The organism is Ruegeria sp. ABD4_443 (genome assembly GCF_056160865.1).
The window spans coordinates 556,308-577,823 of sequence record NZ_JBSWYA010000002.1 but is presented as its reverse complement, the minus strand read 5'-3'; the positions used below and the strand labels follow the sequence as shown (position 1 = coordinate 577,823).

General features: G+C 61.3%; 22 protein-coding genes. 8 read left to right on the top strand and 14 right to left on the bottom strand.

What is annotated here, in order from left to right; all coding sequences use genetic code 11:
- Window positions 1-5: 5 nt before the first annotated feature.
- From ACXAG8_RS06970 to ACXAG8_RS06920, 11 genes are all read right to left on the bottom strand, one after another.
- Entirely contained in the window at window positions 6-1,529 is a 1,524-nt protein-coding gene (locus ACXAG8_RS06970; protein WP_475223062.1) for a cytochrome D1 domain-containing protein, read from the bottom strand.
- Between the two features lie 76 nt (window positions 1,530-1,605).
- Window positions 1,606-2,820, bottom strand: coding sequence for a heme d1 biosynthesis radical SAM protein NirJ (gene nirJ / locus ACXAG8_RS06965; protein ID WP_475223061.1), 1,215 nt, complete (start codon window positions 2,818-2,820; stop codon window positions 1,606-1,608).
- Window positions 2,821-2,823: 3 nt separating this feature from the next.
- A complete protein-coding gene (ahbB, locus tag ACXAG8_RS06960) occupies window positions 2,824-3,306 on the bottom strand; it encodes a siroheme decarboxylase subunit beta (protein WP_475223060.1) in 483 nt (160 codons plus the stop codon).
- Entirely contained in the window at window positions 3,303-3,755 is a 453-nt protein-coding gene (locus tag ACXAG8_RS06955; protein WP_475223059.1) for an Lrp/AsnC family transcriptional regulator, read from the bottom strand. Before ACXAG8_RS06955 ends, ahbB (ACXAG8_RS06960) begins: the two co-directional genes overlap by 4 nt.
- The gene (gene ahbB / locus ACXAG8_RS06950) at window positions 3,752-4,741 is read right to left on the bottom strand and encodes a siroheme decarboxylase subunit beta (RefSeq protein ID WP_475223127.1); all 990 of its coding nucleotides are present in this window, start codon (window positions 4,739-4,741) and stop codon (window positions 3,752-3,754) included. The genes ACXAG8_RS06955 and ahbB (ACXAG8_RS06950) overlap by 4 nt, the downstream gene beginning before the upstream one ends.
- Before the next feature lie 2 nt (window positions 4,742-4,743).
- On the bottom strand, window positions 4,744-5,889 hold the full coding sequence (locus ACXAG8_RS06945; RefSeq protein WP_475223058.1) for a cytochrome D1 domain-containing protein: 1,146 nt from the start codon (window positions 5,887-5,889) through the stop codon (window positions 4,744-4,746).
- Window positions 5,886-6,260 carry a c-type cytochrome gene (locus ACXAG8_RS06940; protein ID WP_475223057.1) on the bottom strand — a complete coding sequence of 125 codons (375 nt, stop codon included), beginning with the start codon at window positions 6,258-6,260 and terminating at the stop codon, window positions 5,886-5,888. The genes ACXAG8_RS06945 and ACXAG8_RS06940 overlap by 4 nt, the downstream gene beginning before the upstream one ends.
- Window positions 6,253-7,014 (bottom strand): uroporphyrinogen-III C-methyltransferase, encoded by a 762-nt coding sequence (gene cobA, locus ACXAG8_RS06935; protein ID WP_475223056.1) that lies wholly within the window; start codon window positions 7,012-7,014, stop codon window positions 6,253-6,255. Before cobA ends, ACXAG8_RS06940 begins: the two co-directional genes overlap by 8 nt.
- Before the next feature lie 201 nt (window positions 7,015-7,215).
- Complete coding sequence (locus ACXAG8_RS06930; RefSeq protein ID WP_475223055.1) at window positions 7,216-7,617, bottom strand: cupredoxin domain-containing protein; 402 nt, start codon at window positions 7,615-7,617, stop codon at window positions 7,216-7,218.
- 56 nt (window positions 7,618-7,673) lie between these two features.
- On the bottom strand, window positions 7,674-9,461 hold the full coding sequence (locus ACXAG8_RS06925) for a NapC/NirT family cytochrome c (protein WP_475223054.1): 1,788 nt from the start codon (window positions 9,459-9,461) through the stop codon (window positions 7,674-7,676).
- A gap of 124 nt (window positions 9,462-9,585) precedes the next feature.
- Entirely contained in the window at window positions 9,586-11,262 is a 1,677-nt protein-coding gene (locus tag ACXAG8_RS06920) for a cytochrome D1 domain-containing protein (RefSeq protein ID WP_475223053.1), read from the bottom strand.
- Between the two features lie 245 nt (window positions 11,263-11,507).
- Here ACXAG8_RS06920 and ACXAG8_RS06915 point away from each other — a divergent pair, with 245 nt between their 5' ends.
- The gene (locus tag ACXAG8_RS06915; protein WP_475223052.1) at window positions 11,508-12,701 is read left to right on the top strand and encodes an NnrS family protein; all 1,194 of its coding nucleotides are present in this window, start codon (window positions 11,508-11,510) and stop codon (window positions 12,699-12,701) included.
- A 19-nt stretch (window positions 12,702-12,720) separates the two neighbouring features.
- Here ACXAG8_RS06915 and ACXAG8_RS06910 read toward each other — a convergent pair whose 3' ends face one another.
- Window positions 12,721-13,011, bottom strand: coding sequence for a Hint domain-containing protein (locus ACXAG8_RS06910; protein ID WP_475223126.1), 291 nt, complete (start codon window positions 13,009-13,011; stop codon window positions 12,721-12,723).
- Between the two features lie 237 nt (window positions 13,012-13,248).
- On the opposite strand from ACXAG8_RS06910, the gene ACXAG8_RS06905 reads away from it, so the two are divergent.
- Genes ACXAG8_RS06905 through ACXAG8_RS06880 form a run of 6 tightly spaced genes read left to right on the top strand, consistent with a single transcriptional unit; the run spans window position 13,249 to window position 18,678 of the window.
- Window positions 13,249-13,698: a c-type cytochrome gene (locus ACXAG8_RS06905; protein WP_475223051.1), complete on the top strand. Its 450-nt coding sequence runs from the start codon at window positions 13,249-13,251 to the stop codon at window positions 13,696-13,698.
- 16 nt (window positions 13,699-13,714) lie between these two features.
- Complete coding sequence (locus ACXAG8_RS06900; protein WP_475223050.1) at window positions 13,715-15,082, top strand: cbb3-type cytochrome c oxidase subunit I; 1,368 nt, start codon at window positions 13,715-13,717, stop codon at window positions 15,080-15,082.
- 5 nt (window positions 15,083-15,087) lie between these two features.
- Window positions 15,088-15,897, top strand: coding sequence for an AAA family ATPase (locus ACXAG8_RS06895; protein ID WP_475223049.1), 810 nt, complete (start codon window positions 15,088-15,090; stop codon window positions 15,895-15,897).
- Between the two features lie 9 nt (window positions 15,898-15,906).
- Window positions 15,907-17,829, top strand: a complete 1,923-nt coding sequence (locus ACXAG8_RS06890) for a nitric oxide reductase activation protein NorD (RefSeq protein ID WP_475223048.1) — start codon at window positions 15,907-15,909, stop codon at window positions 17,827-17,829.
- Window positions 17,826-18,386 carry a cytochrome c oxidase subunit 3 gene (locus ACXAG8_RS06885; RefSeq protein ID WP_475223047.1) on the top strand — a complete coding sequence of 187 codons (561 nt, stop codon included), beginning with the start codon at window positions 17,826-17,828 and terminating at the stop codon, window positions 18,384-18,386. The genes ACXAG8_RS06890 and ACXAG8_RS06885 overlap by 4 nt, the downstream gene beginning before the upstream one ends.
- Window positions 18,387-18,390: 4 nt before the next feature.
- Window positions 18,391-18,678, top strand: a complete 288-nt coding sequence (locus tag ACXAG8_RS06880) for a cytochrome C oxidase subunit IV family protein (RefSeq protein WP_475223045.1) — start codon at window positions 18,391-18,393, stop codon at window positions 18,676-18,678.
- A 21-nt stretch (window positions 18,679-18,699) separates the two neighbouring features.
- Here ACXAG8_RS06880 and ACXAG8_RS06875 read toward each other — a convergent pair whose 3' ends face one another.
- Both ACXAG8_RS06875 and ACXAG8_RS06870 read right to left on the bottom strand, forming a co-directional pair.
- Complete coding sequence (locus tag ACXAG8_RS06875; RefSeq protein WP_475223124.1) at window positions 18,700-19,263, bottom strand: DUF4202 domain-containing protein; 564 nt, start codon at window positions 19,261-19,263, stop codon at window positions 18,700-18,702.
- Entirely contained in the window at window positions 19,263-19,964 is a 702-nt protein-coding gene (locus ACXAG8_RS06870) for a Crp/Fnr family transcriptional regulator (protein ID WP_475223043.1), read from the bottom strand. Before ACXAG8_RS06870 ends, ACXAG8_RS06875 begins: the two co-directional genes overlap by 1 nt.
- A gap of 184 nt (window positions 19,965-20,148) precedes the next feature.
- Here ACXAG8_RS06870 and hemA point away from each other — a divergent pair, with 184 nt between their 5' ends.
- Window positions 20,149-21,372: a 5-aminolevulinate synthase gene (gene hemA / locus ACXAG8_RS06865; protein ID WP_475223042.1), complete on the top strand. Its 1,224-nt coding sequence runs from the start codon at window positions 20,149-20,151 to the stop codon at window positions 21,370-21,372.
- Window positions 21,373-21,516: the final 144 nt, after the last annotated feature.

Below are 21,516 nucleotides of genomic sequence, written 5' to 3'. Positions count from 1 at the left end.
TGCCGTCAGTGGCTGGTGCCTTCCGAGAAGGTGATCTTGTTCCAGACATTGTATTTCCCCGAAGGTTTGCGCATCGGCAGGCGGCGGACCTCTTCCAGCGTCTGCGCGTCATAGACAATCACGGCGCCGTCATCCTCCCAGATCGAAACCAGCGCGTGACTGCCATCCTTGGTGAATTCCACATGGGCCACCGTTTTGCCGGGCGCCGGGCGCAGGGTTTTTACGATTTCAAGGCTTTGCTTGTCGATCACATGCATCGCGTCCTTGTTGGGGCCAAAGAACACATCGGCCCAGACGTAAGGCGAGTTTTCATGGCTGCGCATGAAAAATCCCGGCCCTTCCGTCTTGATCCGCTTGACGGTCTCCCAACTTTCCATGTCGATTACCGATACGGTGCCATCGGTCAGGTGCGGCGTGGCCATGACCGTTGTGTCGCCATGCCGCCATGTGATCCCCGAACCCAGATGAGGCATTCCGGGCAGGTCCAGATCAGCCATTTTCTGACCGATGACCAGATCAATGACCTGACCGCCCTCGCCACCGCGGGACGCCCCCATGACGTATTCATAGCTCTGGTCAAAAAAGAAATCGTCCAGGTAATCTGGCGTGGTGATCTTGCGCACCGGAAACGGGTCTGGATTCTTGAACTGACCCTCGATACGGAAATCATGGCCCAGACCGGATTGCGGAGGGTTGTCGCCATAAAACACCTCCCAGATCTCGGGAACGTCTTTCAGGGCCAGCACAAAGCTTTCGCGCGGCGGGGCCTGGTATACGGCAGAAACCCGACTGGGATCGCCGGTCTTGCCCCGAACGTCGATGACCTTTGCCACCGACAAATCGGCGGTCGACAACAAGGTCAGCGAATTGGGAAGGTAATTCGCCACTGCCACCCATTTGCCATCACCCGACATGGCGATGTTGCGGCTGTTCAGGCCCGCGCGGACCCGACCCACCTGCTGCAGCGCCCAGATGTCATATTTCTGCACCCAGCCATCGCGCGACATGATAAACACATAGCGCCCATCGGGGCTGAATTTCGGCCCGCCATGCACGGCAAAGGGTGTCTCGAACCGGTCCAGAATGTCGAACGTATCACCATCCAGAACGCTGACATGGTGATCGCCGGTCTCAACGGCCAACGTGATGTTCATCGGATCGCTCGTCCAGACCGGCGCATCGACCGGAACGTAATCCTCATCCAGCGTGCGGCTGGCCATGATCTCGGCCTCGCCCCATTCCGGGTCGGTCTCCAGCGGCGACTTCAGCCAACCCGCCAACTCTTCAATCTGCAAGGCATCCAATTCATGCGAAAAGGCCGGCATCTGCGTCGCGGTGCGCCCCTCGGCAATCACCGCAGCCACGCGCGGCCCGCGCATCCGCTTCAAGGTCTCCGGGATCAGCGCAGGACCAACCCCGCCCAAACGGTTCTCGCCATGGCACGAGGCGCAGTGCTCGGCGTAATCCGACGGCGCATCGGCAAGGGCCGCGCCAACGCTCAGGACCCAGCACAACACGCCCACTTTCATCTTTTCAAAAATACTCCCGCCGGAGGCGTCCCCCTTCGTCAAAGGCACAGCACAAAAGGGCTCGGTGCGGATGGTCTCAAAAGAACTGATGCGCCGGATCATGGCTTTTTCCCCTGAACGGTGTGACTTGCAGACGCTCACCCGCGCCCTCCACGCCGATTTCTTCGTTTGACAGGTAACAGGCCGGGTCTTCGGCCCAGGGATCACCGGTCAGTTGCAACGCCCGGATACGTGTGTTGCCGCCACAGACGTCTTTCAACTGGCAGGCCCCGCAGCGCCCTTTCAACGGGCGCGGACGGGTGCGCAGCATGGCCAGCATCTGGTCGTCACTCGTCCAAAGCTCGGAAAAGGATTTGGTCTTTACATTTCCGACCGTGTAATCCGACCAATAGGTGTCGGGATGCACCCGGCCCAGATTGTCGATATTGGCCACGCCCAACCCGCTGGAATTGCCACCCCAGGCGGCCAGATGCTCGCGCACATGCGCTGTTTTGCCGGCATCGAAATGCGCCCGGACCCAGTTCAGGAAATACCCTGCGTCGGCGTCGTTATTGCCGGTCACGATGTCCAGTGGACGCCCGCCCGAGGCTGCCTCCCAGGCACGGTCCAGCAGCAGGTCCAGCCCCTTGCGCGTACGCAGGTGTTCTGCATCCTCGCCCCGGTTCTTGTCGCCGCGTCCGGCATAGACGAGGTGAGACAGGTAGAACTTGTCGACGCCTTCGTCGTCGCACAACTGCAGCAGGTCTGGCAGATGATGCTGCGTGCCTTCGGTCAGACAAAAGCGCAGGCCAACCTTGATACCGCGTTTCTTGCATTCGCGCACCCCGCGCAGGGCATCGGCAAAGGCGCCCTCGACGCCACGGAACCAGTCATTCGTAGCGCCAATCCCATCCAGCGAGATGCCGACATAGTTGAACCCCACATCGGCAATCATGTCGGCGGTTTCGTCGTAAATCCGCGTGCCATTGGTCGACAGCGCCAGCATTGGCACCAGCTTGCGCGCACGGTTGGCGATGTCGAAGAAATCGAACCGATCAAGCGGCTCCCCACCCGAGAGGATCAGGGCCGGGACGCGAAATTGGCCCAGATCCTCAAGGGTGACCATGGCTTGCTCATGGCTGAGCTCGCCGGGGAACGCCACATCCGCCGAAACGGTATAGCAATGGCGGCATTTCAGATTGCAGCGGCGTGTCAGGTTCCAGATCACAACCGGTTTCACCGGGCCGGGTCGGCGTTTGCGAACCGGGGTCGGATTGACCAGTTGCTGCATGTACTCGGTCAGGCGGAACATATCTCAGCCTTTCGCTTTCAGGCGCAGCCCGGTCTTTTTCAGGATGCGGGTGGAATAGAGGATGTCCTTGGCGTGGCAGGCATCACCCAGGATGGCGGTGATCTCGGCGCGCTTGTCTTCGACTTCGTCCCGGTCCGCGCCATGAACCATGGCGAACAGGTTATAGGGCCAGTCGGGCAGGGCGCGGGGTCGTTCATAGCAATGGGTGACAAAAGGCAGGGCACCTACCAATGCGCCCAATTCGGTGACCCTGTTGTCTGCAACATCCCACACGGTCATCCCGTTGGACGTCATGCCCAGCTTGTAATGGTTGGGTGCGGCGGCAATGCGGCGGATCACGCCGCGCGCCTTCATCTCGGCCAGATGATACATCAGCAGGTCTTCATCCATACCCAATTCGGATGCCACGGCGGCAAAAGGCGCGGGCACCAGGGGCAATCCCCCCTGAAGCGCCTGAATGATCTTTCTGTCCGTTGCGTTGATCATGCCGCCACCCGGAAACCGATGAAGAACTCTTGCAATTTGGGGAATTGCCAGACTTTGAACCCGGTTTCCCCTTCGATCGCATCAGCTGCGGCTGCAATGCCTTCAGGCGTTTCGGTTGCCAGAACAAACCACATGTTCAGCCGGTGCGTGCGTTCATAATTATGCGCGACCTCAGGGTGCGCATTGACTTTGGTCAGGACGGTTTCGAAATCACATTCGGGCACGGCCATCGCGCACAGGCAAAAGGCGCCGCCCATTGCGGCGGCATCGAAAAACGGGCCGAACCGGGTGACCACCCGGTCTGTCTTCATCCGTTGCAGGCGGACCAGCAGGTCGCTTTCGGATATCCCAAGTTCGTCGGCCACGATGGCGAAAGGATGCGCCGTCAAAGGCAGGTCTTCTTGCATCCGGTTCAGAATGGCGCGGTCAGTTTTGTCCATCGGGGTCATGCCGCAACCTCCTTGGGTTTGATCAGTGCGCCGGTCTGTTTGAAACAGCGCGTTGAAAACAGGACCTTGTGCCGTGCCCCGGCCAGGTCCGGCAGGGCAACGGCACCTGCAAGCACATTTCCGGCCTCGTTCCGGGACCGGGCGTGGATCATCGAGTACAGCCGATAGGGCCAGGTGCCGGGAACAGGGCGCCGTTCATAGCACAGCGTCACGCCGGGATGTTCCGCCAGGGCAGGCCCTGCGCGGCCGACTTGCTCTGCCGGCAGGTCCCAGACGACCATTGCATTGGCAGACCACCCAAGCGCGCGGTGGCGTACGATGACCCCCAAGCGCGAGATGATGCCCGCGCCGATCAGGACCTCAATCCGCGCCATCACCTGCTGGGCCGTCCGGTCCAGCGACCGGGCCAGCGCGGCAAAGGGATCGGCCACAAGAGGCAGCCCGCAGCTGAGCGCCTGCAAAAGATCGCGGTCGCCCGGCTGCATGGCGGTTTTGTCCACCGTCCGCGCGCCCGGAACGGTTCGCGAATGACCGGACATGCGAAAGCCCAGATCAACATTGAAAGGCCGGACCAGGCGCAGGTCCAGAACGCGCAGACCGGTCCGCGCGCTTATTCGATCCAGCGTTTCGTCCACGTGGGCGCGGTCCGGGCCGGTGGCCACGAACCACAGGTTCCATTGATCTTCGCGCTGATAGTTGTGGTTGACGCCCGGTTCGGAATCGATGATCGCCGCCACGTCTTCAATCTGATCCTCGGGGGCCGCGACGGCGGCCAGGGTGCTGGCCGACACGGTGCCGGGCGCGATCGTTGCGCCAACGCGCGTGATCCGCCCGGCGGCGCGCATACGGGCCAGCCGGTCAATGACCTCATCTTCGGTCAGCCCCAGAACGTAGGCCAGGACCTGAAACGGGCGCTCTGTTACGGGAAAATCGCGCTGCCAGTCGTCCAGCAGGGCACGGTCGATCGGGTCGGTAATATGGCACATGGTCATAGCCCCGTTCTGTGCGCGCGGGCGGTGAAAAAGATGCCCGAGGGGCTGTCCGCCTCGATTTCGCGCAGCTTTTCGAATGTCTGCGTGTCGTAGACCATGACCTTGTTGGCGTCGCGCACGCTGATCCAGACCTCATGGCCGCGGGGTGTGAACTCCATATGCAGGACCGCCGGGCCGGGTTTGAACTCGTGGATGATGTCCTTGGTCACTGAATCAATGACCTGAATGGTGTCGTTCAGCGGGTGCGCAAAGTTCACCCAGACCTGCCGCCCATCCGGCCGCGCCATGGCAAAGACAGGCTGGCCATGGGTTTTGGTGCGCCCGGTTTCGGTCAGCGTGTCGGCGTCGATCCACAGAACCTCGTGATGACCAACGGCCGGCAGGACGAATTCGCGCCCCGTCAGGGCCCAGCCTTCGAGGTGGGGCATTTTGTAGACCGGCATTTCCTCCTGGCCGCGCCCGTAATCGGGCAGCACGCGGATCGGTTCGGGCGTCTCGGCCCACAGGTCCAGCGCGGTCAGGCCGTCTTCGCCGAACAGCCCGGTGATATAGGTCCGGCCATTGGCGGTGATCAGCGCGTCATAGGGGTTTTTGCCCATGTCGGTGATCTTGGTGATCGCGGGGTTGCCCTTGGCGAAATCGGCAATCCAGGTCTCGCCCGTGTCCCACATGGTAAAGACAAACCGGCGGCCCGGCGCGTCGACCAGACCGATGGTTTTGCTGTCGGTCGGGATGTCGGCCACCATCTCAAGCGTATCCGCATCAAAGACGCGCACACCGCCGGGTTCATAGTTCGACACGGCCACCAGCCTGCCATCATCCGAGATCGCGCCGCCAATGGCGTTGCCCGCCTGCACGACGCGGTTCACGACCGCGCGGGTGACGATATCGACCTTGGTCAGCCCGCCATCGCGGCCAAAGACATAGGCAAAGCGTTCGTCCGGGGAATAGACCAACGAGGCGTGGGACAGATCACCCAGGCCTTCGATCCGCGCCAATGCTGCGCGGTCGGATTGATCGACCAGCAGGACCGAGCCTTGCGCGCGTTCGATCACCAGCCCGAGGTCGCCGGTGGCGGTGGGTTCTGCCTGCGCGGTTGTCATCATCAAACCGGCTGCAAGGCCAAGGACAAGCTGTTTCATCGTGCCTCCGTGTCCAGAAGGTAGCGGGCGATCCATTCGGCCTCTTCTTCCGAAATAAGTGGCCGCCAGGGGGGCATCGCAGTATCGGGGATGCCATCGAGGATGACGCCGGTCAGAACCTCGGGATCATAGTGTTCCAGGGTTTCGGCGCGCAGGTCCGGGCCAAGCCCGCCTTTCAGGGACAACCCGTGACACGAGCCGCAATCCTGGTGCACCAGACGTTTCAGCGCATTGGGGTCCAGGGTGTCGGCGGCAAAGGCCGAGGTGGCAACAAGCACGGCCGTGGTCAGAACCGTGCGCGCAGCCCAGCCCGCACCAGCGGTCGGGCTTGCACTGCGCAGCCCCAGTTGCCTGTGCGCCAGACTAGCCATGGGCCTGCTCCAGTATCTGGTCCACGGGCCGTTCTGCATAAAGCGAGACGACCTTGCCGATGATGAACAGGGTGGGGGCCTTCAGGTCGGCCTCACGCACATCTGCCGCCAGACGGTCCAGCCGGGATACCAGGCGGCGCTCGTCGGGGGTGGTGGCCTTGCCCACGGCCAGAACAGGGGTCGAGCCGGGCAGGTTCTCGGTCATCAGCCCCATGGCGATCTGCCCGATATTGGCGACGCCCATGTAAACCACAAGTGTCGTGTCCGGATCGGCCAGACGCTTCCAGTCCAGATCCAGCACCTTGTCGGCCTGCCGATGCCCGGTGACATACTGGACCGAGGTCGCAAGCCCGCGATGGGTCAGCGGCACGCCGGTGGAACACGACGCCCCCTGCGCGGCGGTGATGCCCGGCGCGTATTCAACGGCAATGCCGTGGGCGGTCAGGTAAGCGGCCTCTTCCGAGCCGCGGCCAAAGATCATCGGATCGCCGCCTTTCAGGCGGGCGACGGTGTGACCGGCGCGGGCCTCTTCCAGCAGTATTTCGTTGATCCTGTCCTGCGGGACGGTGTGGCATTTGGGGGCCTTGCCGACGGGGATCAGCCGGGCGCCGTCTGCGTGCATGGCCAGGATCTCGTCCGAGACCAGCCGGTCATAGACCACCACATCGGCGTCTTGCAGCATCCGCAGGGCGCGCAGGGTCATCAGCTCGGGGTTGCCGGGGCCGGCACCAATCAGAAAAACCTTACCGCTCATGTGCAATCTCGCTTGGTCTGAATGTCTTCCGAGCCCGGTTTTCCGGCAGGTGCCACATATCGGTCGGGGACGTTGCTGGGTGTGCCGGGCGTGTCATGCGGGCAGATTGGCGGATTTGGAAACAGACCTCCTTGACATAAGTTAAGGAGCGCGGGATTTGCGCCCGCGCTCCTTTGAACTTGCCTGTAGTGCTGCCTCGGCTCAGGGTTCGACGGTGATCATTCCGATCATGTTCTGCGTTTCCCAATGCGGGCCGCACAGATATTCCTGCGGGCCGGGGGTGAGAAAGGTCAGGTCGACCGATTCTTCGGGGAAAAGCCGGTCGCTTTCCGGTTCGCTGCCGTCTTTCAGCAGAACGGAATGGCTGGTGCGTTTGTCCACGTTCACCCAGCGCACGGTGGTTCCGGTTTTGACGGTCAGCTCGCCAGGGCAGAAGTTGTACTTGTACATCAGCACCACCTCGGCATCCTCGACCGCCGATGAGGGCTGACCGAACAAATCGACATAGCGTTGCTCGGCCTCGGCGCAGATTTCGGCGGTTTCATCGGCCCAGGCCGGTGCGGCCAGCAACAGCAACGCAGGAAGAAGGCGGCTGGGGGTCATTGTCCATGTCTCCTGTCCAGATGGAAAAGGGGCCGGATCATCCGGCCCCTTCTAGGTTATTGTTTCACCACGTTGATGAAAGCCGCGTCATCATCCAGCGCCAGGCTGGTATTCAGCGTCACGTGGTGGAACCGCGCGGCGGCAAAGTCATCGTGGATGGCAAAGCCGACCGTATAGGTCTGACCCGCCTCCAGCGGCACGTCGCCGGGCGCGCCGGAATTCAGCGGGCGCGAGAAGACCACGGTCCAGATCCCGCCATCAAGGCTGGCCGAGGCGGCGATTTCGCCGTCATTGACCACGCGCTGTTCCAGCAGATAGCCATTGGTCGCGCTGCCATCGGCATAGACACGCATCAGGTCAAGATAGGTGCCGTCCTCAAGGTATTGCGCGATCTCTTCCTCGGCTTTCAGCTTGTCCCAGCCACCCAGGGCCTTGCCGCGGCGACCTTTGACTTCGACTTCGGTGCGGCTTTCGCTGATATATTTGGTCACTGTGTCCTGTGTGGCCAGGCGGCCTGCCACGTCACCATTACCTGCAATCGCATCCGCTTCCGGTGCAAAGGGCATATAGGTGTTGTCGGCGTGGCAGGATGACCAGCACCCAACCTGGTCGCCCATCTCGATCCCGGTGCCCGTGATCATCATGGCAACCTTGATCTGGTTGTCGGGGTCCATCTTGCCGCCCTCGACAAAGGGTGCAGGGCTGTGGCCCGCATCCGGCCATTGCAGACGGACATACAGGTTCTCGTCATCATGGGCGGCCTGCACGGTCGCGTCGATCACGCCGCGCTTGCCGGGGATCGGTGTGGGTTCCAGCTCTCCGCCTGCGACGATCTTGTTGCCGATCGCATCCAGTTCCTTGGCGTGACAGGTCGAGCACTCATCGCCACCTTTGGTCAACGGGCGTGCGCCGCCGTGGTACTTGCCGTTCTGTACCCATTCGAACGAGGCCTGACCGGGGTAGAACAGTTTCAGGTCCGAACCGGCCACAGCGTTCCAATCGACATTGCTGGCGACATCGCTGCCACCGACTGCTGCCGGGGCTGCGGCTTCTTCACCGTTTGCCTTGGCCCGCTCTTCGGCCACTGCGGCATCGACCGCGGCGGCAATCTGGGCCTGCACGGCCTCTTGCTGGGCTTTTTTGGCGGCTTTCTCGGCTTCGGCTTCGGCGGCCTCTTCGGCTTCGATCCGTGCCAGGCTTGCCAGGTATTCGGGCGGAATCGGGCGGATGAAGTCCGGGTTCGGCGCTTCCAGCTCCTCAAGATACTCATCGGTCGCCCGGTCGCGGATGTTCGAGTGCGCGATACCCTTGTGGCAATCGATACAGGTCTGGCCGGTCTCCATCGCGTTCAGGTGCTGCTGACGGGCGCGGGGGCGCTGAAACTCGGGCATCATCGATTCAAAATCGTGACAGTTGCGGCATTCGCGCGAGTCGGTCGCCTTCATCCGCTCCCATTCGTTCATCGCCAGATGAATGCGCTTGGCTTCGAATTTTTCAGGCGTGTTGATCGTGCCGACCACCTTGCCGTACAGCTCTTTCGAGGCCTTGATCTTGCGGATGATCTTATGTGTCCAGTCCTTGGGAACGTGGCAGTCAGAACAGACCGCCCCCACGCCGGACCGGTTCACGTCATGGATCGTGCCGGCATATTCCTCATAAACAAAATCGCGCATTTCGTGGCATGAAATGCAGAAATCCTTGGTATTCGTGGCTTCCATGGCGGTGTTGAACCCGCCCCAGAAGATGATGCCGGCGACAAAGGCCGCGGCAATACCGGCCACTGGCATTCCCCACAGGAAATACCGGCGCCAGATCGGTTTTTTCTTTTCCGGTTCCGAGGTCATATCCGGGCTCCGTTATGGCTGTCTTGTCTGGCCTTGGTTGGCAGGCCGGTGAATTTGGCTGTTTGATCAAACGAGGAAAGGGCGGGCGAGGGGCCCGCCCTTTCCGATAGTGCTTGCGATCCCGTCAGGTGACGTGGTTCGAGCGGTTGTAGACGTTGAACTTGCCGGTCGGGGCATACAGCCCTTCGATGCGGCCAATTTCTTCCAGCGTCTTGGCGTCGAAGATCACGATCTCGCCGTTGGGCTCTTTCGAGTCCGCCAGGTTCCACTTGGATACCCAGACCTCGGTGCCGTCGGCGTTGAACTCAAAGTGGACGGCGGCGTTGCCTTCCTCTTCGGTGATCTGGATCGTTTTCACGATCTCGCCGGTCTCTTTCGAGATGACCTGAACCGATTGCTGCACTTCCGGCTCGGGGTGTTTGGTCTGGTCAGCCCAGATGTAATCCGAGTTCGGGTGGGTGCGGACAAACAGGCCGGGGCCGTCGGTTTCCACTTCGTAGCAGGTTTTCCAGGCCTGATCCGGGTGGCCTTCGGGGTCGTTGCCCCAAACGGTCACTGTGCCAACGCCCAGGTGGGTTGTACCGGCAACCGGGCCGCAATTCGGATCGTTCCAGTTGGCGCCCGGTCCGGGGTGCGGCAGGGCTGCGGTGTCGATCATCGCTTCCAGCTTGTGGGTTTCGGTGTCGACAACCACCATCTTGTTCGATGCGTTCGCAGCGATCTGGAAAAACCGGCCTGTCGGGTCAAAGAACCCGTCGTGCAGGAACTTGGCGCTGTCGATCTTGTCGATGCTCAGATTGTCCAGGTCGGTATAGTCAACCTGCCACAGCTGGCCCAGTTCTTTGATCGCAACGATCCAGGTCGGCTCGTTCGGAGTGGTGTAGATCGCGGCCACGCGGGCCTCTTCGACATACTCGCCGTCCACGTTCACGCCGCGGGTCGATACGACCTTGAGCGGTTCCATGGTCTGCGCGTCGACGATTGCGAAATGCGGCGGCCAGTAACCACCACCGATGACGTATTTACCGTCGCCGGACACCGCGACGTCGCGGGCGTCATAGGCAATCTTGACTTCGGAAACCAACATCTTGTCCGGCGTCTGCCAGAGGTCGATCTTGGTCATCTTGCCGTCGCGGCCCATTGTGTACCAGAAGCGGCCGGGCTGTTCCGGTTCTTCCAGCGAATGGTGTTCCGAGGCTTTCAGGACGTGCACCGCATACCCGGTCGGGATATGGGTCAGAACCTCTTTGGTGTCGCCGTCGATCACCGCCACCTTGCCTACGTCACGTTCGATGACGACAAAGAAGTTTTCCCAGTTGCGGCCATGCAGCGGCTCGGTCGGATAGTCGGCTTCTTCGACATAGACCTTGCGCGTGGCTTTCATCTGTTCCAGCGACATCTCGGGCGGCTTGGGGGCCTCCATCATGATGTAGGTCGCCATATCCTTGATTTCCTGCTCGGTCATGATGTCCGAGAAGTTGTTCATACCGCCTTCGGTTCCCCAGGCGATAATCTTTTCAAGGCGTTCCTGGCCAAGCGCCAGCGTGCCGCCTTCGGTCACGGTGCCGTCGGCTGCGGTTTTCTTCCAGTGGGGTTCAAGGTTCTTACCGGTGGCGCCTTTGCGCAGAACACCGTGGCAGCCTGCGCATTGCTCAAAATAGAGCTGCTTCGACGCCTCAAAGGCTTCGTCGCTCAATGTTGGCTCTTCGGCAAAGGCCGGTGCGGCGACGCTGCCTAGCAGCATTGCCAAACCGACCCCGAAGGCGCGGCCAGTTTTATTGTAGCTGATTCCAAGTGACATGATCACTCTCCATTTGCGTGGTGAGGCAACACGGAGACTGCGGCAGCAGGCGGCCACCCGCCTTGACAAAAGTCAACGGAGGGGCGGCAAAACCTGTCCGATGCGCCATTTTCTATCAAAATATTGCCCGCTAAATCCTGTGTTTGAAGGTCATGTTTTTTTCACCGGCTTGATTTTTGTTAAGGGCCCGGCCCGCTGCGGGGCGTAGACATCCAAAACAACCGCAAACGTCACGGAGAGATCTGATGTCGGCAATGATCACGCGTATCCTGAGCGAAGGGTTTCGGGTCTTTTTCCTGTCGGCGGGCCTTTATGGCCTGTTTGCTGGCGGGGCCTGGGGGGTCTGGCTGGCGATGCAGTCCGGCGCATTGTCCTATTCCGACCCGACCTACGCCATGTCGCCGCCCATGTGGCACGCCCACGAGATGATCTTTGGTTATGCAACTGCGGCGCTGGGCGGGTTCTTTCTGACTGCGGTTCCAAACTGGACCGGCGCCCCGGATGCCCGCGCGCGTTTCATTATGCTTGCCGCCTTTCTCTGGCTGGCGGGGCGGGCGGCCATGTGGTTCTCGATGGCCCTGGCCCCCTGGCTGGTGGCGGTGATCGACCTGATGTTCGTTCCGATTCTGGCGGCCAAGATCGCGACTCAGCTGATCAAGAGGCCAAAGCCTCAGAATATGGTCTTTCTGCTGCTTCTCAGCTGTATCTGGATCGCCAATCTCATGACGCATCTGGAATGGATCGGGGTTTCGGACACGACGCTTGATACCGGCCTGCGTGCGGGTCTGGTCACGCTGTGCGCCATGATCGCAATTTTGGGCGGTCGCGTTACACCGGCCTTTACCCGCAACGCGATGAAACGCGCGGGCGCCCCCGAATCAAGCTGGCCCGTTTCTGTGGCCCTGCTGGACAAGGCCAGCATGATCACCGCGCTTGTTCTGCCGATTTCCGTTCTGGCCTTGGGTCCGGGACCGGTGGCCGGGGGTGTTGCTTTGATCCTGGGCGCGTTGCAGGTGCTGCGCCTGTCGCGTTGGCGGTCGGGGTGGGCGCTGCGGCAACCGATACTGATCGCCCTGCACATCGGCATGGGCATGCTGGCGCTGGGCCTTCTGTTGTGGGGCGCATCGCTGCTGGGCTTTGGCAGCGAAATCGGTGCCCTGCACGTGCTGGGCATCGGCTGTGTCGGAGGGATGACCCTTGCCATCATGAGCCGCGCCGCGCTTGGTCACAGCGGCCGCGACCTGGTGGCCCCGTTTCCCGTTACAATCGCCTATGGCGCCATGGCTTTGGCCGCAATTCTGCGCTGGGTCGGATCGGGGCTTGGCGATCACTACCTGACCGTCATGCTGCTGGCCGACGGGTTCTGGATCTGTGCCCTGACGTTATACCTGTTCGCCATGTGGCCCGCGCTGGCCGGGCCACGCCTGTCCAGTTCCTGAGTGCGGCTGTGACCGGGCGCTAGACGGCGTCGATCAACGGACGTTCGTTCCTGAGATGGCGATCCACCATGGTGCGCATCTGACGCCCCTTGGCCGGGATATGCCGCGCGGATGCAGGGATATGCCCGGAATTTGCCAGCTCAGGAAACAGGCCAAAGATTTCCGCCCGCGCCAGGGGCGGGATGCTTTTCAACGCCTCGGCCGTGTCGAACATGCGCATGGCGATGGCCGAACGAACCAGCATCCGGTGCTGCGGCGACACCAAAAGATCCCACGCGGGCAACCCCGAGCCCAAAGCGCCAGCCGCGATTCAGATTGGGCGCAGCTTGGGGCTGGCATCCAGCTGCGTGCGCTTCAGCGCGTGTTTTGCCCCCAGCCAAGCGCAACAGCCAAAGATTCCAGGCAGACAGAAGGCGTTTCAAAGGAAATCGGCCTGAACGCGGGTCGAAATCGCCACAACCTTGGCAGGCTTGACTTTCGTTAAGGCAGCACGCCCCGCCCCGGGTCATGATCCCCGCACTAGCAAAGCGGCGCAAAGGAGAGCGCAATGCGCGAAGTCATGACCAAGAGCATGGCCCGCAACATATTCTATGGCGGTTCACTGTTCTTTATTCTTATCTTTCTGGCTCTGTCGGCCCATTCCCACTGGTATATCGTGAATTCCGAAAACTCGGCGAAGCTCGATGAAAGTGTGGTTCGGGGCAAGCATGTCTGGGAAAAACACGCCTGTATCAACTGCCACACGATCCTTGGTGAGGGGGCCTACTACGCACCCGAAGTCGGCAACGTGATGACCCGTTGGGGCGTGCTGGACGACCCGGAATCAGCCTTTGAATCCCTCAAGGGCTGGATGGAGGCCCAACCGACCGGCATTCCCGGTCGTCGGCAGATGCCCAATTTCAACCTCAGCGACGAAGAAATCCGCGATCTGGCGAACTTCCTGATCTGGACGGACAATATCGACGCCCAGGACTGGCCGCCCAACGAGGCCGGCTGAGAAGGGAAACGGAGCAATGAAATACCAATCCCAAAAAATCGCCTATGTCTACTTTGCAGTCGCCATGGGCTTGTTTGCGATCCAGGTGATCGGCGGTCTGCTGGCCGGCTGGATCTATGTATCGCCCAACTTTCTGAGCGAGCTGCTGCCGTTCAACATCGTGCGCATGCTGCACACCAACGCGTTGATTGTCTGGCTGATTCTCGGCTTTTTCGGTGCCGCGTATTTCCTTATCCCGGAAGAGGCCGAACGCGAGATCCACTCGACCAAGCTGGCCTATCTTCAGCTTCTGATCCTTGTGGTCGGAACGCTGGGCGTGGTTGTGACCTATGTGTTCAACCTGTTCGAGGGCAACTGGCTGCTGGGCAAAGAGGGTCGCGAGTTTCTTGAGCAACCCAAATGGGTCAAGGCGGGCATTGTCGTGGCCGCGCTGATCTTCCTTTACAACGTGTCGATGACCGTTCTGAAGGGCAAGAAGACCGCGATCACCAACATCCTGCTGTTGGGCCTGTGGGGTCTGGCGCTGTTGTTCCTGTTTGCCTTCTACAATCCGGGCAACCTGGCACTGGACAAACAATACTGGTGGTATGTTGTCCACCTGTGGGTCGAAGGCGTCTGGGAACTGATCATGGCCTCGATCCTGGCCTACCTGATGCTCAAGCTGACCGGTGTGGACCGCGAGGTGGTCGAGAAATGGCTTTATGTCATCGTCGCCGCCGCGTTGTTCTCGGGTATCCTTGGCACGGGCCACCACTATTACTGGATCGGTACGCCTGCGTACTGGCAGTGGATCGGTTCGATCTTCTCGAGCCTCGAAGTGATCCCGTTCTTTGCGATGATGGCCTTTGCCTTCGTCATGGTCTGGAAGGGCCGCCGGGACCACCCCAACAAGGCCGCGCTGCTGTGGTCGCTGGGCTGTGCCACGCTTGCCTTCTTTGGCGCGGGTGTCTGGGGCTTTCTGCATACGCTGCACGGGGTGAACTATTATACCCATGGCACGCAGATCACCGCGGCGCACGGTCACCTGGCCTTTTACGGTGCCTATGTCTGCCTCAACCTGGCAATCTTCACCTATGCCATGCCGATCCTGAAAAACCGGGATCCGTATAATCAGGTGCTGAACATGGGTTCGTTCTGGCTGATGACCAGCGGCATGGTCTTCATGACCTTCGTGCTGACCTTCGGCGGTACTGTCCAGACGCATATGCAACGCGTGATCGGAGACTACTTCATGGATGTGCAGGACCAGATCTCGATCTTCTACTGGATGCGCTTTGGTGCGGGTCTTGTGGTTGTCATCGGCGCGCTGCTGTTCATCTACTCGATCTGGGTACCCCGGAAAGAGGTCATTGAACCCGGCGCTGCTGAAACGCCTGCGGAGTGATGGACATGGATGGATCCTTGAATCTGGGAACGGGGGCGGCTGACGCCCCCTTCTACCTGCCCCAGGGCGACGAATGCGATGTGTTCGCCGCCGCCTATACCAACAACCTGCCGGTTCTGCTGAAAGGGCCGACAGGCTGCGGCAAGACCCGCTTTGTGGCCCATATGGCCGCCAGCCTTGGCCGCCCGCTATATACCGTGGCCTGTCACGACGACCTTGCCGCCGCCGATCTGATCGGGCGCTATTTGCTGAAGGGCGGAGAAACCGTCTGGGTCGATGGCCCCTTGACCCGCGCGGTGCGCGAAGGCGCGATCTGTTACCTTGATGAGGTGGTCGAGGCCCGCAAGGACGTGACCGTCGTTTTGCACCCGCTGACCGACGACCGGCGTATCCTGCCGATCGACCGCACGGGCGAGGAACTTGAGGCCGCCCCCGGCTTTATGCTGGTCGCCTCGTACAACCCCGGTTACCAGAATATCCTGAAAACCCTGAAACCTTCGACCCGGCAGCGGTTCATCTCGCTGGAGTTCGACTTTCCTTCGCCTGAGATGGAGGCCGAAGTGGTCGCCCAGGAAAGCGGGCTGGCGCTGGAACGCTGCAAGCCGCTGATCCGGCTGGCGAACAAGCTGCGCGGGCTCAAGGGTCAGGATCTTGAGGAAGGCGTTTCCACACGTCTGGTTGTTTATGCCGCGACGCTGATCGCACAGGGCATGTCCACCGACCGCGCCATTCTTGCCGCCATGATCGAACCTCTGACAGATGACGAGGATATCAAACGCGGGCTCCTCGATCTTGTTACGGCCGTCTTTGGGTGAGGCCGGCCGATGGTCAAGATCGATTTTGAGCCATGGGAACCCGAAGAAACGATCGGGAAACTGTGGCACACCCTTGCCAGCCGCCTGGATGCACCAGAGGTGCACGAAGGAGCCGCGGTCGACCTGTCGCAGGTCGCTGGGCGGTTGGCCGTTCTTTTCCGCGGGCTGGGGGGAAACCCGGGCGTCGAATTGCGCCCGGTTTCCCCCGAGGTCTCGCACCACCGTCTAAGCTGGCGCCGCCGGCTGGGCACCGAAGTGGAACTGACGCCGCGCGCATCTTACGACGGCGAGGTTCTGCGCCTTCCGGACAGTTTGGCCGTTTTCCCGGCCCGCGAGGCCAACGGCGCCCTTTATGTCTGGCTGGCTGCTGCCGCCGCCCATGCAGGCACACGGATCGACGCGACCGACCCCCTTCGCGCCGATCTGTGTGCCTTGTCAGCCGCGCGGGACATGGTGGCCGCAACGCTGGATGATGCACCGGGCCTGCGCCCGTTATATTCCGAACTGTGCAAAGGCGTGCTGCATCAGCGCGACCTGCCCGACCTGCCGCCGGTCGAAGCCGCGGTCGAAGAGGTCGTGCGCAACATGCTGGGTGATCCCGCCCCATTGTCGGCAAGAGCCCGGCAGCTTTTGTCGCCAGACGATGACCTGAATGCACCGCGCGGATATCAGCCATTGCGCCCGGTCCCGCTTTGGCCGGAATTGCGCGCCGTATCAAAGTCGGAACATCACGAGGTCGAAAACCCCGAAACCGAAGGCCCGCCCGAAGAATCAAGCGAGAAAACCCACAGGGCAAGGCGCCGCAAGTCTGATCAGGCCGAGCGCAATGACAGTTTCATCCTGCACAAGTTCGAAGCGATCCTCAGCTGGGCCGAGTTTCTCAACCTCAATCGCCGCGTGGATGACGATGATCCCGACAACGCCAAGAAGGCCGCAGACGACCAGAACGAAATCGGTCTGGGCCAGATATCAAAAGCACCGCCGACGCGGTTGAAGCTGCACCTTGATCTGGCACCCGAAGACGTCAACCGAGAGCGCCTTTCGGGCCGCATTCTCTATCCTGAATGGGATGTGCGCACCGGCCAATACCTGCCCGATCACGTCAATGTCCTGTTGTCGGATGCCGATATCCGCGCGGACGCGGCCGAGTTTGGCAAGGACCCGGCAACCGCCCGCCGCATCCGCGCCGTCAAACGCCAGTTCGAGGCGCTGCGGCCCGGCCGGGTGATGACGCGAGGCCATCTGGACGGTGATCAACTGGATATCGAAGCCGCCGTGCGCGCCGAAACCGACCGCCGCGCCAGCGGCGAGGGCAATGAACGGGTCTGGATGCAGTCCCGGCCCGTGGCGCGTGATCTGGCGGTTTCCATCCTTTTGGATGCCAGCCGCTCGACCGAAAGCGCCGTCACGGGCCGCGCGGTGATCGACATCGAACGCGAGGCGCTGGCCGCGCTGGCCTGGGGTCTGAATGCCTGCGGCGATGACTTCGCGATCCACGCGTTCAGTTCGCTGAAACGCCAGCGGGTCTTTGTTCAGCGCTGCAAACGGTTTGATGAACCGATGGGGTCGCTTGTCGAACAGCGCATCGCTTCGCTGCGGCCCGGGCATTATACCCGGCTGGGCGCTGCAATCCGCCATTGCTCGGCCGATCTGGCGGACCAATCACGCAAGCGCAGGCTGTTGCTGGTGATCACCGACGGCAAGCCCAACGATCTAGACCATTATGAAGGTCGCCACGGCATCGAGGACACGCGCCAGGCCGTGGCCGAGGCCCGCCGCAGCGGGCAATCCGTCTTTGGGGTCACGATCGACAAGACCGGCAAAAGCTGGTTCCCGCGTATGTTCGGGCAGGGCGGCTTTGCCGTTGTCCCCGATCCGCATCGTCTGACCATGGCCTTGCCGCAGATCTATCGCCAACTGGTCGGCGCATGAGCGACGCCAGCCGCACAAGCAGCCCATCGGACACTCTGCCCGGCGAGCTTTTGATGTGGGTCCTGATCGTATCCGAGCTGATGGTTTTCGGGGCAGGTCTGATCGCCTTCATGGGCGTGCGCCTCACCGATCCGGCGGGTTTTGCCGAGGCGCAGTCGCATCTTTACCGAACGGGGGCGGCGCTCAATACGCTGGTGCTGGTCACATCAGGCCTTTTGGCAGCGCTGGCCTTGCAATGGCGACTGGCGGGGCAGCGCGGTGCCGCGCGGCTCGCTCTGGTCGGGGCCGCTGTTTTGGGCGTTGTGTTTCTTGCCATCAAGGGCGCGGAATATGCCGGTAAGGCCGGGCAGGGGATCACTTATGAAACCCACCCGTTCTTTATGTTCTATTACCTTCTTACCGGGTTCCATGCCGCCCATGTTTTGGCAGGGGTTGCCATTCTTCTTGTCGTCGCATGGCGGGACAATCCCCGCAATATCGAGGCCGGTGCCCAATTCTGGCACATGGTCGATCTGGTTTGGGTGATGTTGTTCCCCGTTGTCTACCTGCTGGGGTAAGCCGATGCCTGAACGCTCTTCTTTGCCCAATTCCACCCTAGGCGGAGGTCCGCGTGCGCTGCTGACCACATGGGGGGCTCTGGTCGCGCTCAGCCTTTCGACGGCGGCGCTGACCCTGTTTCAACTGCCCCCCGCGCTTGTCGGCGCCGGTATCCTGCTATTGGCACTGGCCAAGATGCGCCTGATACTGGCGCGCTATCTCGACCTGCGGCGTTGCCCCGCCTGGCTGGGCGGGTTCACGGCGGTTCTGACGGGGTTTACGCTGCTTGTATTCGGTCTCTACCTGATCTGACGCAGGACCTTGGCATCAGCCTCAGGCCCTGAAAGCGGCGGCCAGGTCTTCGGGCAGGTCGAATTCCGCCAACACCCGGTCCCGCGCTTCGGGCGACATTTTGCGCGCCGTCTTTTCCACGATCCGCTGGATTTTCTCGGCCGAGTATTTCTTGGCGAACGGGGCAAAGTACCATTTCAGAAAGACAAAGCAGATGACGTCTTCAAGCGACTGAACCATCGGATCGCGCTTGATGCCCTCTTTGCGCAACATCCGCCCCGCCGCTTCGATGTCGTCGGCCTCGTACCCGGCCTCTTGCATCATGCGCATGACGACATCGGCATGATGGACCCCTTGCGCCTTGCGCCAGGCCAGGTATCCGGCGCGGCCTTCGGGATATTCGGACCGGGCCAGTTTCCACCGTTCGACATGTTGGCCACGGGCGGCAATCGCCAGAACATCCGGCGCGTCGGGAAACAGCCTGTCCAGTTCGGCGGTCATCCGTTCGCCATACAAAAGCGCCTCGGGGCGCCCGTCTTCCAGGTTCGGGTCGATGGCGTTGGCTGCGTCGATCGCACCCAGCACCGCTGTCTTCCGGTCGGTCATCATCTGCTCCAATTCTCTGCCGGGTCGCTTTCGGCATATTCTCTCAACATCTCGACATCGCCAATTTCGGCATGGTTGCGATTGACGGTGACCCCGGCCGGTTTCAACCGCGAAAAGGCGCGGCTGAGGCTTTCGGGTTTCATGCCAAGGCGTCCGGCGATCAGCATCTTGTCATAGGGCAGGGTCACGGCGCAGGCGCCCTCGTCGCTGTCGCACAGGCTCAGCAGAAACTCGGCCACGCGCTGCGCTCCGGTCTGCGCCTTCAACTGTTCCAGCTGCGCCACCAGAGAATGCAGGTGGCTGAACGTTGCCGCAAGGATGGATATCCCGATCTCGCTGTCTTCTCGGATCAAGGCAACAAGCGCCGGGCTTGGGATATGCATGATTTCACAGGTCGAAACAGCCTCGGCGGACACGGGGTAGGGCATGTTGCGCAGGGCGACGGCCTCGCCAAAACTTTCGCCGCGGGTGAAAACGCTGACGACGGCCTCGGCCCCTGTCGGCGTCATGCGGAACAGCTTGACCCAGCCATCCAGCATGACGTGAATCGCCTGCGCCTTTTCCTCTTGCAGGAAAATTGTCTCGCCCCGGTCATAGGTGCGCCAAATGGCATGGCTCAGCAATGTATCCACGTGCTGCTCTGGCAAAGAGCGCAGCAGAAGCGATTGCCGCGCGACCGCTTTTTGTCTTTCATGCGACATGAAAGGCCCCCAATTCTCTGTCCAACCCAAGCGGGTCGTTCCATCTGTCCCCGGCCAAGCTATGCCAAACTGCGCGCTGGCGCATCAGGCTTTTTTGTCCGGGCTTACTTGACCATAGTCATGTTACACCCGCGCCGCAGTTCCTAGTCTGCGTTCAAAGCCAGTAATTCCGGGAGTGTATGTCATGGACTACGAGCGATATTTCAGCCAGAGCCTTGATGATTTGCAGGCGGAAGGGAACTACCGCGTGTTCATCGATCTGCAACGCCGCCGCGGGGCGTTCCCCAACGCCCGCCAGACCGATGGGTCGGTTCAGCGTGACGTGCGTATCTGGTGTTCCAACGATTACCTGGGCATGGGGCAGCACCCGAAAGTGATTGGCGCAATGCATGATGCGCTGGATCGGTGTGGCGCCGGCGCGGGGGGAACCCGCAACATTTCCGGCACGACCCATGACCACGTGATCCTTGAAAATGAACTGGCGGACCTGCACGGCAAGGAAGCCGCGCTTTTGTTCACATCGGGCTATGTGTCCAACTGGGCCGCATTGGGAACCCTGGCCGCGAAGATCCCGAACATGATCGTGTTCTCAGATGCGCTCAACCATGCCTCGATGATCGAGGGCATCCGCCATTCCCGCGCGCAAAAGGTGATCTGGAAACACAATGACGTGGCTGACCTGCGCGCCAAATTGGCCGCCGCCGACCCCGACGCGCCCAAGATGATTGCCTTCGAATCGGTCTATTCGATGGATGGCGACATCGCCCCGATCCGTGAAATCTGCGATCTGGCGGATGAATTTGGGGCAATGACCTATCTCGATGAGGTCCACGCCGTGGGGCTGTATGGTCCACGGGGCGCCGGTATCGCCGAGCGCGAGGGCCTGATGGATCGGCTGACCGTTATCGAAGGGACATTGGGCAAGGCGTTTGGTGTCGTGGGTGGCTATATCGCGGCGTCGGCGGCGCTGTGTGACTTTGTGCGCAGTTTCGCCAGCGGGTTCATCTTTACCACCGCACTGCCCCCGTCGATTGCAGCCGGTGCCGCGGCCTCTATCCGGCACCTCAAGCAGTCGCAAACGGAACGGGACCAGCAAAAAGTCCGTGTGGCGCAGGTGCGCGCGCGGCTGGATGCCGAAGGGATCCCGCACCTGCCCAATCCCAGCCATATCATCCCGGTCATGGTTGGTGACCCGGTCAAGTGCAAGTTCATCTCGGACACATTGCTGGAAGAGTTCGGGATCTACATCCAGCCGATCAATTATCCGACTGTCCCCAAGGGGACGGAACGGCTGCGGATTACGCCGTCGCCGGTGCATTCGGATGCTGATGTCGATCACCTTGTCGGCGCATTGTCGGCGCTATGGCAGCGATGCCAGATTGCCCGGATGCCAATCGCGGCGCAGTAACGCAGCTCTGGCTCTTTGAATGCTGAAACGGCCCTCGGTTCCGGGGGCCGTTTTGTCGTGACGCCCCGACCGTTTTCGGGGCTGCCCGGGCGGGCCGGTCGCCCGCGGCGCAGGACCCGATTTCTTCGGTCCACATGACGTAAG